General features: G+C 71.5%; 13 protein-coding genes. 8 read left to right on the top strand and 5 right to left on the bottom strand.

Annotated features, from left to right (window positions below; genetic code table 11):
• Nucleotides 1-13: 13 nt before the first annotated feature.
• From ADL03_RS01485 to ADL03_RS01470, 4 genes are read left to right on the top strand one after another with little or no spacing between them, the layout of a single operon-like run.
• Nucleotides 14-1,354: an ABC transporter substrate-binding protein gene (locus tag ADL03_RS01485; protein WP_197287975.1), complete on the top strand. Its 1,341-nt coding sequence runs from the start codon at nt 14-16 to the stop codon at nt 1,352-1,354.
• On the top strand, nt 1,351-2,433 hold the full coding sequence (locus ADL03_RS01480; protein WP_053731488.1) for a Gfo/Idh/MocA family protein: 1,083 nt from the start codon (nt 1,351-1,353) through the stop codon (nt 2,431-2,433). The genes ADL03_RS01485 and ADL03_RS01480 overlap by 4 nt, the downstream gene beginning before the upstream one ends.
• The gene (locus ADL03_RS01475; RefSeq protein WP_053731487.1) at nt 2,415-3,308 is read left to right on the top strand and encodes a PmoA family protein; all 894 of its coding nucleotides are present in this window, start codon (nt 2,415-2,417) and stop codon (nt 3,306-3,308) included. The genes ADL03_RS01480 and ADL03_RS01475 overlap by 19 nt, the downstream gene beginning before the upstream one ends.
• Nucleotides 3,302-4,024 carry a cupin domain-containing protein gene (locus tag ADL03_RS01470; RefSeq protein WP_053731486.1) on the top strand — a complete coding sequence of 241 codons (723 nt, stop codon included), beginning with the start codon at nt 3,302-3,304 and terminating at the stop codon, nt 4,022-4,024. Before ADL03_RS01475 ends, ADL03_RS01470 begins: the two co-directional genes overlap by 7 nt.
• 389 nt (nt 4,025-4,413) lie before the next feature.
• On the opposite strand, the gene ADL03_RS01465 is transcribed toward ADL03_RS01470, so the two are convergent.
• From ADL03_RS01465 to ADL03_RS48025, 3 genes are read right to left on the bottom strand one after another with little or no spacing between them, the layout of a single operon-like run.
• Nucleotides 4,414-5,421 carry an SGNH/GDSL hydrolase family protein gene (locus ADL03_RS01465; protein ID WP_053731485.1) on the bottom strand — a complete coding sequence of 336 codons (1,008 nt, stop codon included), beginning with the start codon at nt 5,419-5,421 and terminating at the stop codon, nt 4,414-4,416.
• Nucleotides 5,418-7,679 carry a rhamnogalacturonan lyase gene (locus ADL03_RS01460; protein ID WP_082372783.1) on the bottom strand — a complete coding sequence of 754 codons (2,262 nt, stop codon included), beginning with the start codon at nt 7,677-7,679 and terminating at the stop codon, nt 5,418-5,420. Before ADL03_RS01460 ends, ADL03_RS01465 begins: the two co-directional genes overlap by 4 nt.
• Nucleotides 7,680-7,684: 5 nt before the next feature.
• Entirely contained in the window at nt 7,685-7,837 is a 153-nt protein-coding gene (locus tag ADL03_RS48025; protein ID WP_197287974.1) for a hypothetical protein, read from the bottom strand.
• A gap of 92 nt (nt 7,838-7,929) precedes the next feature.
• Here ADL03_RS48025 and ADL03_RS01455 point away from each other — a divergent pair, with 92 nt between their 5' ends.
• Nucleotides 7,930-8,937 (top strand): LacI family DNA-binding transcriptional regulator, encoded by a 1,008-nt coding sequence (locus ADL03_RS01455; protein ID WP_053731484.1) that lies wholly within the window; start codon nt 7,930-7,932, stop codon nt 8,935-8,937.
• 579 nt (nt 8,938-9,516) lie between these two features.
• Nucleotides 9,517-11,733 carry a cellulase family glycosylhydrolase gene (locus tag ADL03_RS01450; protein WP_053731483.1) on the top strand — a complete coding sequence of 739 codons (2,217 nt, stop codon included), beginning with the start codon at nt 9,517-9,519 and terminating at the stop codon, nt 11,731-11,733.
• A 69-nt stretch (nt 11,734-11,802) separates the two neighbouring features.
• On the opposite strand, the gene ADL03_RS01445 is transcribed toward ADL03_RS01450, so the two are convergent.
• On the bottom strand, nt 11,803-13,203 hold the full coding sequence (locus ADL03_RS01445) for an MFS transporter (RefSeq protein WP_053731482.1): 1,401 nt from the start codon (nt 13,201-13,203) through the stop codon (nt 11,803-11,805).
• 144 nt (nt 13,204-13,347) lie between these two features.
• Here ADL03_RS01445 and ADL03_RS01440 point away from each other — a divergent pair, with 144 nt between their 5' ends.
• Together ADL03_RS01440 and ADL03_RS01435 are read left to right on the top strand one after the other, a co-directional pair.
• Entirely contained in the window at nt 13,348-13,851 is a 504-nt protein-coding gene (locus ADL03_RS01440) for a methylated-DNA--[protein]-cysteine S-methyltransferase (protein WP_231641352.1), read from the top strand.
• A 178-nt stretch (nt 13,852-14,029) separates the two neighbouring features.
• The gene (locus ADL03_RS01435; RefSeq protein ID WP_053731480.1) at nt 14,030-15,433 is read left to right on the top strand and encodes a DNA-3-methyladenine glycosylase 2 family protein; all 1,404 of its coding nucleotides are present in this window, start codon (nt 14,030-14,032) and stop codon (nt 15,431-15,433) included.
• A gap of 197 nt (nt 15,434-15,630) precedes the next feature.
• On the opposite strand, the gene ADL03_RS01430 is transcribed toward ADL03_RS01435, so the two are convergent.
• The gene (locus ADL03_RS01430; protein ID WP_053731479.1) at nt 15,631-16,419 is read right to left on the bottom strand and encodes a class I SAM-dependent methyltransferase; all 789 of its coding nucleotides are present in this window, start codon (nt 16,417-16,419) and stop codon (nt 15,631-15,633) included.
• Nucleotides 16,420-16,468: the final 49 nt, after the last annotated feature.

Here is a 16,468-nt window from a genome sequence, read left to right as displayed (position 1 = left end):
GAAAGGAGTGGACGTGCCCACAGGGGTTCGACTCGCAGGGGCCAGGTCCGGCGCCGTCCGCCGGCGCACCGCGGTGACGGTGCTGCTGTCGCTGACCGCGTCGCTGCTCGTGGCGTGCGGGTCCGGTTCCGACGCCGGTGGTGACCTGACCGCGGAGCCGGTGACGTTGCGCTTCACCTGGTGGGGCGCTGATGACCGGCACAAGCGGACGCAGCAGGTCATCGACCTGTTCCAGAAGAAGCACCCGAACATCACCGTCAAGGGCGAGTTCAAGGAGTGGAACGGCTACTGGGACAGCCTCGCCACGACGATGGCGGCCAACGACGCGCCGGACGTCATGCAGATGGACGAGCTGTACATCGCCTCCTACGCCGAACGCGGCGCGCTGCTCGACCTCACCGAGGCGAAGAAGCACCTCGACACGGCGGACTTCGACCAGAAGGCGCTCGCCACCGGCGCGATCGGCGGCAAGCAATATGGCATCCCGGTCGGGCTCGGCATGTACTCGATCATGGCCAACACCGACCTGCTCGCGAAGTACGACATCCCCTTGCCCGACGACACCAAGTGGACCTGGGACGACCTGCGGAACGTCGGCGAGCGGGTGTCGAAGGCCAGCGGCGGCACGGTGTGGGGCGTGCAGTCGCCGGGCATCAACGACACGGCCGGGCTGAGCATCCGGGCCCGCCAGCGGGGCGGGGCGATGTTCGACCAGGACGCCAAGGTCGTCCTGCCGCCCGAGGTGGCCACCGAGTACTGGACCTACATCGCCGACCTCGCGAAGACCGGTGTCGCGCCACCGCCGTCGGTGACGATCGAGAAGGCCTCCGCTGGCCTGAACCAGTCGGCGACGGCGACCGGCACCGCGGCGTTCGGCCTGTGGTGGAACACCCAGCTCACCGCCCTGACCGCCGCCAGCGGCGCCAAGCTGAAGCTGCTGCGGCTGCCCGGCGAGTCGCAGGGGCGCTCACCCGGTGCCTACTACAAGCCGTCGATGTTCTGGTCGGTGTCGGCGCGGTCGAAGCACCCCGCGGAGGCGGCGGCGTTCGTGAGCTTCCTCGCCAACGACGAGGAGGCTGCGAAGGTGCTGCTCACCGAACGCGGTGTGCCGGCCAACACGAAGATCCGCGCCGCGATCTCGGGACAGCTCAAGGAGACCGACCGGGCCGCCAAGGAGTACCTCGACACCGTCCCGGTCAGCGACCCGCCCAGGATCACGCCGAACGGCGCCAGCACCGTCGACGCGATCCTCAAGCGGCACACCGAGGACGTCCTGTTCGGCCGGACGACGCCCGGTGCGGCCGCCGCGTCGTTCATCAGGGAGGTCCAGTCCGAAGTGGACGCGGCCAGGTGAGGCGCGCGGCCGTCGTCGGGACGGGTGCGATCGCCGCCGCCCACGCGGAGGCGGTGCGGGCCTGCGGAGACCGCGTCGAGCTGGTCGCGGTGACGGACGTGGACACCGCCCGCGCCACCGCGTTCGCACGCGAGTGGGGCGTGCCACGGGTGCACGCCGGGCTCGCCGCGTTGCTGGAGCAGGAGCAGCCGGACGTGGTGCACGTGTGCACCCCGCCCCGCTACCACGTGCCGCTCGCTCTGGAATGCCTGGCGGCGAACGTGAACGTGCTCGTGGAGAAGCCACCGGCGTTGTCGTTGAGCGAGGTCGACGCGCTGGTGGCCGCCGAGCGGACCTCGACCGGCCGGGTCGCGACGGTGTTCCAGCACCGCTTCGGCCCGGCCGCGGTCCGGTTGCGGCGCATGGTCGCGGCAGGGCTGCTGGGCCGGTCGCTGGTGGCGAAGTGCGACACCCTCTGGTACCGCGACGACGCCTACTTCGACGTGCCGTGGCGCGGGTCGTGGGACAGCGAGGGCGGCGGCCCGACGATGGGCCACGGCATCCACCAGTTCGACCTGCTGCTGTCGGTCCTGGGGCCGTGGCGGGAGGTCAGGGCGCTCGCGGCGCGGCAGGCACGCGACGTGCTGACCGAGGACATCTCGATGGCGCTGGTGACGTTCGCCGACGGGACGGTCGCCTCGGTGGTGAACTCCGTGCTGTCGCCCAGGGAGACCTCGCAGCTGCGGTTCGACTTCGAGCGCGCCACGGTCGAGGTCGAGCACCTCTACGGCTACACCGACGAGCACTGGACGGTCACCCCGGCGCCCGGCCACGACGACGTCCTCCCGCTCTGGCAGCCGGAGCGGTCCGGCACGGTCAGCGGGCACCGGTGCCAGCTGGCGGCGTTCCTCGACGCCCTGGACAACGGCGAGCCACCACCGGTGACCCTCGCCGACACCAGGAACACGATGGAGTTCATCGCCGCGCTGTACGCCTCGGCGTTCACCGGCACGGTCGTCAAGGCCGGGCAGATCGGGCCCGGCGACCCGTTCTACGCCACGATGGAAGGAAACGGTGCCCCGTGGGCGAACGTCCGGTGATCTCGCGGCAGGACGACGACGCGCTCGTGGTGTCGGCGGGCGCCGCCGAGCTGTTCCGCTACGTGCACCGGCCGTCGACACCGGCGTTCGAGGGGCCGAAGCCCTACCTGCACCCGGTGCGCACGCTCGCCGGTGACGTGGTCACGGGGTTCCGGCCGCACGACCACCGCTGGCACAAGGGCGTGCAGATGACCGCGACCGACGTGTCGGGGCAGAACTTCTGGGGCGGCGTCACGTATGTGCGTGACGAGGGGTACGTGGTGCTGCCGAACGTGGGCGCCATGCGGCACCAGAACTTCACCACCAGCGGGACCGGGGACGAGCTGCGGATCGGTGAACGGCTGTCCTGGTTCACGGAGGCCGGGCAGCACTGGGTCGAGGAGGCGCGGGAGCTGACCGTGCGCGACGTCGAGGCCGAGACGTGGGCGCTGGAGTTCGCCACCACGCTCACGAACCTGCGGCAGGAACCGCTGGTCTTCGGCAGCCCGACCACCAACGGCCGGGAGCTCGCGGGCTACACCGGGTTCTTCTGGCGCGGCCCGCGGTCGTTCACCGGCGGCGAGGTGATCGGGGCCGACGGCGGAACGGGACAGGAGATGATGGGCAGGCCCGCCGGGTGGCTCGCGTTCGTCGGCCGGCACGACGAGGTGGACCGTTCGTCCACGCTGCTGTTCGTGGACCACCCGGAGAACAAGAACACCCACTGGTTCGTGCGCAGCACGCCGTTCGCGGCGGTCAACCCGTCGTTCGCGTTCTTCGACACCGTCGACGTGGCACCGGGCGAGGCGCTGAGGCTGCGCTACCGGCTCGTCGTCGCGAACGGCGAGTGGGACCGGGAACGCTTGGAGTCCTATGTGGAGGAACATCCGTGGTGACACCGTTCCCCGGCGCGATCGGCCTCTCCGGTCTTCGGGTGTACGACTGGCCGAGGGTCGACGGGGTGTGCGGCGGGTCGCCGCACGTGCACCTCACCTGCGCGGAGTGCTACTACGTGATCGGCGGCGAGGGCAGCGTGCAGACCCTCACGCGGCGCGGGTTCGCCGAGACGCCGTTGAGCGAGGGCACGGTCGCGTGGTTCACGCCGGGCACGATCCACCGGCTGGTCAACGACGGCGACCTGCGCATCGTCGTCGTGATGCAGAACAGCGGCCTGCCGGAGGCCGGTGACGCCGTGTTCACGTTCCCGGACGAGGTGCTGCGGGACCCCGTGCACTACGCGACGGCCGCCTCCCTCGGCCAGACCGACGCCGAGTCCGCCGCGCACCGGCGGCGCGACCTGGCGGTGGAGGGGTTCCTGCGGTTGCGGCAGCGGGTGGAAGCGGGTGACCTCGCGGCGCTCGACGAGTTCTACGGCGCCGCGCTCGCGCTGAAACGCGAGTCGCTGGCCGACTGGGAGCAGCGGTGGCGGACCGGGGCGCTGGCCGCCGCCCGGCAGACCGGGGAACACCTGGACCGGTTGCGCGCCGGTGACATCGGGCACCTGGCGGACGCCGACATCCACGTGGTGCGTGCGGAGGGGCCGCGGCGGTTCGGCATGTGCGGGCGCCTCGACGTCCACGACCCGGCCGAGGGCAGGTCCCCGCACGACTGAGCCTCCAGCTTTCCTCCAGTTCTCGGCTGTTCCGTGCGCGGGCCGGGAAAGGCCGTCCGGCCTTTCCCGGCAAGGCGTTCGTCTGACGACGTCGGCGAGGACGTCCTGGTGACCGGGCCCGTGGACGCTGCCCTGGCCGCTCCCCGGCAGCACAGGTCGAACGAGACGAACAGGTAGTGGTAGGAGCCGCGCTTGACGATGTTCGGCGCCTGCCGTCGGGGCGCTTGACCACGCTCGGGTCGTGCACGCTGATGTCACCGGTCACGCGACCGGGCAGGGGATAGGCTCACGCGTGCGGTGCCGTCGAGAGGCTGGTGGCCAGGACGAGCAGCAGGACCAGAGCGTGTTTGCGTTGTGCGGCCGTGAAGTTCTCCGATCTCCGAGACGGTTCAGATCCGCGCGGCGACGATCGGCGCCAGGCGCTCGGCGATCTTGCGGTGCCCCTGGTCGTTGGGGTGCACGTTGTCGGTGGTGTCGGTGGCCTCGTCGATCCAGCCGTCGGTGGCGACGAAGTGCACGTTGGCGTCGCCACCGGCGTTGAGCTCCCGCACCGCGGCCTGGGTCTCGGGCACGTACCGCTTGCGGAAGGTGCCCAGCGCGAAGATCGCCGCGGTCGGGTACTTCTCCCGTGCGCGGCGCAGCAGCGTGACGTAGGAGGACCGGAACTGGTCCTTGGTGACGCTGTGCCCGACGTCGTTGGTGCCGAGGTTGATCACGACCGCGTTCGCCCGGTAGCGGCCGAAGTCCCACGCGGGCGCGGTCAGCGCGAGACCGGTGCGCAGGAAGCCCTCCCGCATGCTCAGGCAGCCGTCGGCCGCCGGGTGCAGGCACGCGCCGCCCACCGCGATCTGCGTGTGAGCGGCCTTGAGCTTCTCGCCGGTCAGCCAGCCATAGGCGGTGAGCGCCTGTTTCGACGACTGCTGGCCCACGGTGATCGAGTCACCGATGAACTCGATGAGCTTCGACGGCACGGTGGGGGCGAACGTCCGTGCGCCGGTGTCGATCTCGATGCCCTGGTATACCGCGTCACCCTTGTACGAGCCCGCGATCGGGCGGTAGGAGACGCGCAGGGTGTGGTTGCCGGTGGCCAGCGGGGTGGGCGTGAGGTCCACCGTGCCGCTGCGGTTGACATAGGACACGTCGGGTCCGCCGTCGATGCTGACGAAGAAGTCGATCGCCCGGCGCTGCTTGAGCTTCACCGTCCGGCCGGTGAAGCCGACGACGAGGTAGCCGCCCGCCCACTCGGAGACGTAGGCGCTCGACGTGCTCGTGTTCCACCGGCCGAAGTACCGGACGTTCGGGTCGGTGGGCGGGCTCGTGGTGGCCGCGGCGGCTGCCGGGACCACGGCGACGGTGCTCAGCAGCACGGCCGCCGCGACGAGAACTCTGCGGATCATGGTTCGGCCAATCGGTGCGAGGGCAGGGGAACGCGCGACCAGTCCGTGTCCGACGCGAGGTAGAAGCTCGGGTGGGACGGCTGGTTGTAGGTGGTCTGCTGGCGGGCGACCTCGGCGCGGTACTGGCGGTCGTGCATGAGCGTGTACATCTTGTGGTTGGTCGGTTCGGTGCTGAGGTAGAAGCGCAACGCCGAGCTGTCCTGCGTGCGCACGACGAGCTCCTCGCGCCAGTCGCCGAAGACGTCGGCGACGAGCGACGGGGTGCCTTTGGTGCCGTTGTTGGTGCGCGTCCCGGTCGCTGTGAGCAACGTGCCGCGCCGCCAGTCGTCGACGGTCGGTGTCACGTCCCCGGCGCCGTTCACGATCTGGGTCGTGAGGTCGCCGGCCCAGCGGATGCTCATGTTCGTTCCAGGAGAACGGCTTTCGAGCTGACGGCCGTCCGCGCTCCAGATGCCCGCCGACTCCGAGCCGTTCGGCATCGACGCCCACGTCTCCAGCCCCCGCACGTCCGGGCGCACGTCGCCGATCATGCCCCGGCCGGTGTCCATGCCGGAGTAGGCGCCGTAGATCGTCCGGCCGGTCCGCGCGTCCCGCAGCGCGTAGCCGTACGGGGCGTTGCGGGCGCCTTCGTGGACCATGTAGATCTCCAGGCCGGGACGGTCCGGGTCGATGTCGGTGACGTGCAGGGCGTCACCGTGACCGACCCGGACCGTGGCGCCGGGGTCCGCACTGCCCGGTGGCAGCACACCGGTGGAGCTGTAGGCGAGCGAACCGTCGTCGTCGAGCGTCGCGCCGCCGTAGACGATCTCCTGCCGGCCGTCGCCGTCCACGTCCGCGACGCTCAGCGAGTGGGCGCCCTGCGTGGTGAGCCCGGCATGGGTGGGGCTGGTCCCGTCGCGGCCGTGCGGGGTGTCGCGGAACGGGTTCGTCATCGGCACCCAGCCGCTGTCGGCCAGCCAGCGCTTCTTCAGCCGCCGGCCGTCCCAGTCGTAAGCCGCGACGGTGGAGCGGGTGTAGTAGCCACGCGCGAAGATCGCGGAGGGGTGTTCGCCGCCCAGGTGTGCGACCGCCGCGAGGAACCGGTCGACCCGGTTGCCCGGCTCGATGCGGGGCATGGCGTAATCGCCCCACATCAGCCCGTCGTCGGTGCGGCCCGGTTCGTAACGGACGGTCTGCAGTTCTCGTCCTGTGGCGCCGTCGAACACGGTCAGGTACTCCGGGCCGTCGACGATGAACCCGGCGAACTGGCGCAGTTTGTTGTTGGCGCTGCGCGACGGCGCGTAGACGTCCAGGAAGTGGTCGACCAGCGCGGCGGCGTCCGGTTCGGACAGCGGGTAGCGGTAGCGCGGTTCGAGGCCGAACGCCTGCTCCAGCGTGGCCGGCCAGCGACCGGAGACCACCTCGGGGTGCTCGTGCCAGCCGCGGAACACGGCGACGAGGTGCTTGCGGTAACCCTCGGGGCTGAGCCGGTAGTCGTCGGTGTGCGCATAGCCCGCACGGACGTCCTCGCGCGGCATGGTGATGTACCGGCTGCGGCCGTCGCGGCCGGTGGTCCTGGTGCCGGGCGCGGTCTTCGTCATCAGCTCCGCGCGGCCGTCGCCGTCGAAGTCGTGGACCAGGAACTGGGTGTAGTGCGCGCCCGCCCTGATGTTCACGCCGAGGTCGATCCGGTGCAGCAGGGTGCCGTCGAAGCGGTACGTGTCGAGGTAGACCGGCCCGGTGTAGCCGACCTGCGAGACGTCCTTGGAGTTGCTGGGATCCCACTTGACGACGTACTCGTACTGCCCGTCGCCGTCCACGTCGCCGACGCTGACGTCGTTGGCGGAGTAGGTGTAGCTCTCGCCGGCCGGTGTCACGCCGTCGGCGGGCCTGCGCAATGGCAGGTCGTGGTACGCCGCCGCCCACGCCGTCGCGGGTTTGCTGCGTCCGAGCACGACACCGCGGTGCACCGGCGCGACCCGGTAGCGCGCACCGGGCGCGGCGTCCGCGTCGAGGTAGGTGGTGCTGTCGGTGACGGTCGCGATGCGCTTCCCGTTGCGGTAGACGGCGAAGTCGGGTCCTGCCAGCCCCGTGGCGGTGGCGCCGGTGGCCTCGTGGCCGAGCAGGCGCCAGCTGAGGTGGACGCCGCCCGGGGTGGTGGCGGCGACGAGTCCGCGGTCGAGGTGCTCGCCGGGCGGTGGGTGCGCGACGGCGGGCAGCTGCCCGGTGAGCACGGCCGTGACCACCAGGGGGAGAAGAACGCCTCGTCGCGGATCCACGACGGCTACGATGAACCGCTTCCGCTCGCCAGCGCAAGGGTGCGGATGCGTTGTGCAGCAATGTGGAAAGCGTTTTCCTGTTGTGCGTCGAATCGGGCGGTGCATTCGAAGCCCGGCGTGTCGAACAAGTCGAAGCGGAAGCCGTCCCTGACCGTCAACTGTCAATGTGACGATACAACTTTTGGTGGTGAGCGGAGGAGGACCGCGTCCGTAACGTGCTTGAAACGTTTCAACTCTCGGAGGTGTCGACGTGGTCACCATCGCGGACGTGGCAAGGCATGCCGGAGTGGCACCGAGCACCGTCTCCTACGTGCTGACGGGCCGGCGGTCGATCTCCTCGCGGACCCGCACCAGGGTCAGGGAGAGCATCAGGCAGCTGGGCTACCACCCGAACGCCGGCGCCAGGGCGGTCGCGAGCAGCAGGGTAGACGTGGTGGGCCTGGTGCTGCCGTTGCGGCCCGGCGTGCACCTGCCGGTGCTGATGCGGTTCGTGACGGCGGCGGTCGCCACGGCCCGCGCGCACGGCCTGGACGTGCTGCTGATGACGGCGGACCGGGGCGCTCAGGACCTGCGCCGGGTCGCGGCCGACGCCCAGGTCGACGGCTTCCTGGTGATGGACGTGGAACTGCACGATGAGCGCGTGCCGCTGTTGCGGCAGATGGGCCGACCGTCCGTCCTCATCGGACGACCAGCGGTCGTCAACGGCCTCACCTGCGTGGACTTCGACTTCGAGGCGGCCGGTGCGCGGTGCGTCGACCACCTGGCCGACCTCGGCCACCGCTGCATCGGCTTCCTCGGCTCCCCGAGCGTCGTGTACCAGCGCAACGCCGGCTACGCGCAGCGCGCGATGGCCGGGTTCGGCGCGGCGGCCATGCGCCGCGGTGTCGCGTCCACGGCGTTGCCGGTCGAGTGCGACTACGAGTCGGTGCTCGCCACCGTGCGGTCGCTGCTGCGCACCCAACCGGCGACGACCGGGCTCGTCGTGCACAACGAGGCGGCGCTCAACTGGGTGGCCGCGAGCCTGCGTGCGCTGGGCCGCAGGGTGCCCGATGATGTGGCGGTCGTGGCCATTTGCCCGGACGAGCTCGCCGAGCAGTTGCGGCTGACCTCGGTGCGGCTGCCCGCGGAGGAGCTGGGACGGCAGGCGATGGAACTGCTCGCCGCCCGGCTGAGCGGGCGTCCGACGGCGGCGCTGACGTTGCTACCGCCGAAGCTGTCGTGCCGGGCGAGCACCGGGCCGCGCCTGCGTCGCGTCTGAGGTGCTGTCGGGCGGGCACTGCCCTGCGGCTGCGTCGCGTCAAAGGTCGCGCCGCGTGAGCGCCGACCCATGCCTGCGTCGCGTCTGAGGCCTTGCCGGGCATCGACTCACGCCCGCGTTGCGTCGGAGCTCCTGCCGCGCGAGCGCCGCTCCACGTTTGCGTCGCATATGCGGCCCCGCCGGGCATGTCGGGTCCACAGTGGAGTGACGCGCCGTTGTCGGACGGGCGATCGGGTGGGGCCAGTCGGCGGTGTGCCGCCAGGTTTCGGCGTGGTTACGTTCCCATTCCGGGAGCGCTCCCAGAAATCGCCCTTCCCTGTCGGACCTTCCCAGGAGGTCGTTGTGACCTGGAGATTCCTACGCGCGGTGGTGGCCGGCCTGCTCCTGGCCGCCTGCGCGGTCATCGCTCCGGTTCCGGCCGGCGCCGCCGCGTCCGCGCAAGCCGCTGCCGCGCCTGGGCCCGCCGCTGCCGCGCCTGGGCCCGCCGCCTCGCCTGGGCAAGCCGCTGCTGCGCCTGAGCCCGCCGCCTCGCCTGTGCAAGCCGCTGCCGCGCCTGAGCCCCCCGCCGCGCCCGCGCGCATGGCCGCCGGGCCCGCCGCGATCGCCAACGCCTCCAGGCAAGGCGCCGCGCCCGTGCGGATCATGGCCCTCGGCGACTCCATCACCGGCTCGCCCGGCTGCTGGCGCGCGTTGCTCTGGAAGCACCTGCAGGACACCGGCCACACCGGTGTCGACTTCGTCGGCTCGCTCCCGGCGTCGGGCTGCGGGTTCACCTACGACGGCGAGCACGAGGGACACGGCGGCATCCTCGCCACGAACATCGTGCGGGACAACCAGCTCCCCGGCTGGCTGTCGTCGGCGCGCCCGGACGTCGTGCTGATGCACCTGGGCACGAACGACGTGTGGAACAACATCCCGGCGCAGACGATCCTGTCCGCCTACACCACGATGCTCGGCCAGATGCGCGCGAGCAACCCGGCGGTGAAGCTCGTCGTCGCGCAGATCATCCCGATGAACCCGTCCGGCTGCTCGGCGTGCGGCCAGCGCGTGGTCGAACTGAACAACGCCATCCCCGCGTGGGCGCGGGCGAACAGCACGGCGGCCTCGCCGATCACGGTCGTGGACCAGTGGACCGGGTTCAGCACCGCGACGGACACCACCGACGGCGTGCACCCCAACAGCACCACCGGCATCCAGAAGATCGAGGCCCGCTGGTACCCGGCGGTGGTGGCGGCCCTGGGCGCACAACCACCGGGCCTGCACGTCGAGGGCACTCGGGTGGTCGAGGGCAACGGTGCCACGTTCGTGATGCGCGGCGTGAACCACGCCCACGTCTGGTACCCGACGCAGACCAGGGCGTTCGCGGACATGAAGTCCTTCGGCACCAACACGGTGCGGGTCGTGCTGGGCAGCGGGCAGCGGTGGGGGCCGACGCCGGCGGCCGAGGTGTCGAGCGTCATCGCGCTGTGCAAGCAGAACAGGTTGATCTGCGTGCTGGAGGTGCACGACACCACGGGGTACGGCGAGCAGAGCGGGGCCGCGAGCCTGGACCAGGCCGCGACCTACTGGACCGGTGTGGCGAGCGCGCTGCAGGGCCAGGAGGACTACGTCGTCATCAACCTCGGCAACGAGCCGTTCGGCAACAACGCCCAGGTCAGTGCGACGTGGGCGAGTGCCACGAGCAGTGCCGTCAGCCGGTTGCGCGGTGCCGGGCTGCGGCACCTGGTCATGGCGGACGCGCCGATGTGGGGCCAGGACTGGCAGAACATCATGCGCGACAACGCGGCGGCGGTCTTCAACGCTGATCCGTTGCGCAACACCGTGTTCTCCATCCACATGTACGGCGTCTACGACACCGCGGCGGAGGTCAACGCGTACTTCGACGCGTTCCGCACCGCCGGGCTGCCGTTGGTGGTGGGGGAGTTCGGGCACAAGCACAGCGACGGCGACCCGGACGAGGACACGATCATGGCGCAGGCCCAGGCCCGCGGCCTGGGGTACCTCGGCTGGTCGTGGAGCGGGAACAGCGCCGAGGTCGGCTACCTCGACATGACCAACTCCTTCGACCCGGCGAGCCTCACGCCGTGGGGCGAGCGTTTCCTCAACGGCGCCAACGGCATCCGGCAGACGTCGAAGGAGGCCACCGTCTTCGGCGGAGGCGGACCCGGTGACACCCGGCCACCGTCCACTCCGGGCACCCCGGTCGCCTCCGCCGTGACCGCCGGCGGCCTCACGCTGACCTGGCCCGCGTCCACGGACGACGTCGGCGTCACCGGCTACGACGTCTTCCGCGCCCTGGGCAGCGGGTCGTTCGCCCTCGTCGGCTCCACGGCCACGACCTCCTACACCGACACCGGCCTCACCCCGTCGACCACCTACCGCTACCAGGTGCGCGCCAGGGACGCGGCCGGCAACGTCTCGGCCACCTCCCCGGCGCTGTCGGTGACGACCGGTGCGGGCGGTGGCACCGGGACCTGCAAGGTCGCCTACTCGGCCTCGAACTGGGGTGGTGGCAACGGGTTCACCGCGGGCGTGACCATCACCAACACCGGCACCGGCGCCATCGACGGCTGGACGTTGGCCTTCGGCTACGCAAACGGCCAGCAGGTCACCCCGCCGGGCTGGGGTGCCACGCTTGCGCAGTCCGGCGGCAACGTCACGGCGACCAACCTGGCCTGGAACCGCGCGCTGGCACCGAACGCGTCGGTGAGCATCGGGTTCAACGGCACGTTCAGCGGGTCGAACCCGGCCCCGGCCTCGTTCACCCTCAACGGACAGGCCTGCACCACCGGCTGAGGTTCACCGCGGGCCGGACCGTGAACCTGGTCCGGCCCGCGGGAGCCGCCACCCCGCATTCCACCGGGATCACCGCTTCAGCACGGTCTCCGCGCGTGGTGCAGGCGCGCCGGTGTGGATGGACAGGCCGAGGCCGATCAGGCCCGCGATCGCGGCCGTCGCGCAGCAGAACAGCACCACGTGGCCGTGTGGAACAGGATCTGACGACACCTCGACCGGAAGGATCGCAGCCAGCGCGGCGATGCCCAGCGCCCCGCCGATCTGCCGCACGGCCATGGTCAGCCCGGTGGCGCCCGCGAACTGACTCGGCTGCACGGACAACGCCGCGGCGCTCGACACACCGGTGCTCACCGCACCCATGCCGAGCCCGGCCACCAGGCCCACCGGCAGCCACAGCGACCACAGCCGCGGCTCGGCGGAGAGCCCGAGGTACAGCCACATCCCCGCGGCCACCACCAACAGGGCGCCGACCGACACCACCAGCCGCGGGTTGCGCTTGCCCAGCACCTTGCCGACGCGGGCAGCGACGACCGCGGACACCACCGCGCCGGGACTCATCACCAGACCGGCGACCAGCCACGAGAGGTGCCAGACGTGCACCAGCACCAGCGCGCCAATCAGCAGCCACGCGTACAGCGAGGCACCGAAGAACAGCGAGACGGCGTTGGCGAGCGCGAACGTCCTGGTGCGCCACAACTTCGTTTCGAGCGCGGGCACCGGGTGCCGCCACGAGCGCACGATTGCGACCGCCAGCAGCACCGCACCGGCGCCGAGCGCGGTGAGCGCCCGCCAGTCCCAGCGCCAGGTCTGCCCCTCAGTCACGCCCAGGGTGAGCAGGCCGACACCGCACGCCAGCACCGCCGTGCCGAGCAGGTCGGGCAGCTTTCCGCTGTGCCGCGCGGACTTCTCGGTCCTGTGGACGCCGAGCAGCAGCGCGGCGCCCAGCGGCAGGTTGACCAGGAACACCGACCGCCAGCCGAACGCGTCGATCAGCACGCCACCCAGGACGGGTCCGGCGGCCGCGGCTGCCGACGCAGCGGCGGCCCACAGGCCGATGGCCTCCGCACGGCGTTCCGGTGGCGAGTCGACCAGCGCCACGGCCAGCGACGCGGGAATCATCGCGGCCGCGCCCACGCCCTGCACCGCGCGGGCGACCAGCAGCACCGGCAGGGTCGGGGCGACGGCGCACAGCAGCGACGCCGCGGTGAACAGGCCTGCCCCGAACAGGTACAGCGAACGCCGTCCCACGACGTCGGCGAGCCGCCCGGCGGGGGCGAGCAGCGAGGCGAACAGCACCGCGTACAGGGAGATCACCCAGGTGACGTCGGTCGCGGAGGCGTCGGGGAAGGTGCGGTGCAGGTCGGTGATGGCGAGGTTCGTGATGGTCGCGTCGAGCAGCGACAGGAACGTCGCTCCGCACGCGAGCAGCACGACGGTGGTGAAGCCGGGCCGGGTCATGAGCTCGACCATGGCAGTGATCGCCGGGCGGCTCTGGCGACTTCGCGACCTCACCTGTCCGGGCCGGGACCCGGTGCGGGTCGTGTCGGAAAACCGCCAGTCAAGCGGCTGGGAATGCGCCACCATGATCAGGTGACGTCAGCCCCGCTGCCACCTGTGGAGTTCGCGGCCCCGCTCGGGGGACCGCGCAGGTTCACCACCACCACCCCCACGCCCATCGGAGAGCTGTTGCTCCTGGGCGACGGGGAGTCGATCACCGGCCTGTACATGCTGCCGGACCACCTGTACATGCCGTCGATCGCCGACGACTGGGTGCGCGACCCCGGCCTGTTCGGGGAGCTGGAACGCCAGCTGGACGCGTACTTCGCCGGCGAGCTGAAGGTGTTCGACGTGCCGCTCGCCCCACGGGGAACGCCCTTCCAGCTGGACGTGTGGCGCGAGCTGAGCACGGTGCCGTGCGGTGTCACCACGACGTACGGCGCGATGGCCCTGGCCATCGGCAAGCCGACCGCCTCGCGCGCGGTCGGCGCCGCGAACGGGCGCAACCCGATCTCGATCATCCTGCCCTGTCATCGGGTGGTGGGCGCGAACGGCTCGCTGACCGGTTACGGCGGCGGGTTACCGCGCAAGATGCGGTTGCTGGACATGGAACGCGGATGAGCAGCCGCGTCCACCCCGTGCCGGGCCAGGCGCAGCAGGGGTCGGTTTCCCCACGCGTGGCTGGTCATGGAGCCGACCCCACCACCGCGTGATGGGTCCTTCTGGCGGTTTTGCGACATCACCACACATGTCGCATTCCTGCTGGACCACACCGGCGCAGCGGGGCGATGCTCGTGGCGTGCACAACGACAGCGAGCGGTGCCTTCGTGCCGTGCGGTCCAAGGACGCCCGGTTCGACGGGTGGTTCTTCACCGCCGTCGTCACGACGAAGATCTACTGCCGGCCCAGCTGCCCGGTGGTGCCGCCCAAGGCGGAGAACATGCGGTTCTACCCCAGCGCGGCGGCCGCCCAGCAGGCCGGGTTCCGCGCCTGCAAGCGGTGCCGTCCCGACGCGAGCCCCGGTTCGCCCGCGTGGAACGTGCACGCGGACCTGGTGGCGCGGGCCATGCGGCTGATCGCCGACGGGGTGGTCGACCGGGAGGGCGTTCCCGGGCTGGCCTCACGCCTCGGGTACAGCACCCGCCAGGTCGAGCGGCAGCTGCTCGCCGAGATCGGCGCCGGTCCGCTGGCGCTGGCCAGGGCCCAGCGGGCGCAGACGGCCAGGCTGCTGATCGAGACCAGCGCGCTGCCGATGGCCGAGGTGGCGCTGGCGGCCGGCTTCGCCAGCGTGCGGACGTTCAACGACACCGTGCGCGAGGTGTTCGCCCTGTCTCCCACCGAGCTGCGGGCGCGCGCCGGCGAGGTGAAGAGCCCGGTGGGAACGGCGGGCGCGCTGACGTTGCGGCTGCCCTTCCGCGCCCCGCTGGCGCCGGACGAGCTGTTCGAGCAGCTGACCGCCACCGCGGTGCCCGGTGTGGAGGAGTGGCGCGACGGCGCCTACCGCCGCACCCTGCGGCTGCCGCACGGTCCCGCGATCGCCGAGCTGCGGGCGCTGCCCGGCCACGTGAGCTGCCACCTGACGCTCACCGACCTGCGCGACCTGTCGATCGCGATCAGCCGGTGCCGCTTCCTGCTCGACCTCGACGCGGACCCCGTGGCCGTGGACGACCTGCTGGGCCACGACCCGGTGCTCGCACCGCTCGTGGCGAAGGTGCCGGGCCGGCGGGTGCCGCGCACGGTCGACGGCCCCGAGTTCGCCGTGCGCGCCGCCGCTGGGTCGTCGTCGGCGAGGCTGGTGGCCGCGTGCGGCGACCCGGTCGTGGACCCCGGCGGCGGGCTCACGCACCTGTTCCCCAGCCCGGACCGGTTGCACGAGGCGGACCTGCCCGTGTCACCGCGACGTGCGGCCGCGATCCGCTCGGTGGCCGGAGCGCTGGTCTCCGGTGCGCTGGACCTCAGCGTCGGCGGCGACCGGTCGCGGGCCCGCGCGGTGCTGGGCGGTCTCACCGGCATCGGCGGCACCACCGTGGAGACGATCGCGATGCGCGCGCTGGGAGATCCCGACGCGTTCGCGGTGGACACGCGGGTCCGGCAGGCGGCCCGGGAGCTGGGGCTGCCCACCTCCGGCGAGGCGCTGGAGCAGAGGACGGGGCAGTGGCGGCCGTGGCGGGCCTACGCGGCCCAGCACCTGGCAGGCCGGTGACGCCCGCCGCACTTCGCTCCGCTCCGCTCCGCCGAGCTGGGCCTGCTCGGACTTGTCCGGCGGGCGTTGCGGAGTCGAGCTCGGCGCGGTCTACGCGGCTGGCAGGACACTCACGTCGTGATGGTGCTGAACTCGACCTCCGGAGCGGTGCAGACGTCGTGTCGTCCGCGCCGCTCCAGAGGTCTTCCGGTGGTCGATCAGGCCTGACGCTGACCTCGCGCACTGATCAACGGGTAGGAGTTGACCACGAAGTTCGGGTCGTCCAGCAGCGTCCAGAACTCCCGCAGCGACTCCCGCGTGATGCCCGCGGCGATGAGCTGGTCCTCGACCTGTTCGGTGTTGACGCGGTGCAGGCCGGCGCCCGTGCCACCGCCGGCCCAGGATTCCGCGAAAGTCGTGGAGGACACGTCCTTGAGTCCCGCCTGTGCCATGGCTGCCTGCACGTTGCGCCCCCACGTGACGTCCGCGCCTGCCTCGGTGAGCAGACGCAACACAGCTCCGTGCACCTTGCTGAACAGGTCGCTCGCGCCGGCGTGCGGAGCGTCCAGAACGGGCGTCCACTCGCAGTCGAACTCCTCCAGCACGAGCCAGCCACCCGGCTTGAGCGCCGACACGAGTCTCTTGAGGACCTGCTGGCGCTCGGGCAGGTGCAGCAGCACCAGCCTGGAGTGGATGAGGTCGAACGAGGCCTCGGGAAGGTCGTCGTCGACCACGTCGTGCCGTGCGATCGTCAGGTTGGGCCGCTCACGGTCCGGCGCGATCTTCGGGGCGAGGTCGGTGAGCAACACGCTCCCGGTCGGGCCGACGGCGTCGGCGAGCCAGGTTCCGAGCGATCCGCCTCCGCCCCCGACCTCGAGGCAGTTCCACCCCGAGCCGACGCCCAGTCGCGTCAGGTTGCCTTGCGTCACGTGGTCGTAGCAGGTCTCCAAGGCTGAGAACCGGCCTGCTGACTGGGAGGCGGTGTTGTCGAACAGGTAGTCGGACACGGTGGCTCTTCCTGTAGGAGGTTCAAGACGGCTGGATCGTGTGCACGGG

The sequence above is a fragment of the Nocardia sp. NRRL S-836 genome (genome assembly GCF_001279525.1).
Taxonomy (GTDB): Bacteria; Actinomycetota; Actinomycetes; order Mycobacteriales; family Pseudonocardiaceae; genus Lentzea.
Note: the sequence above shows the minus strand (reverse complement) of the source record. Positions and strands in the feature narration are given on the sequence as shown.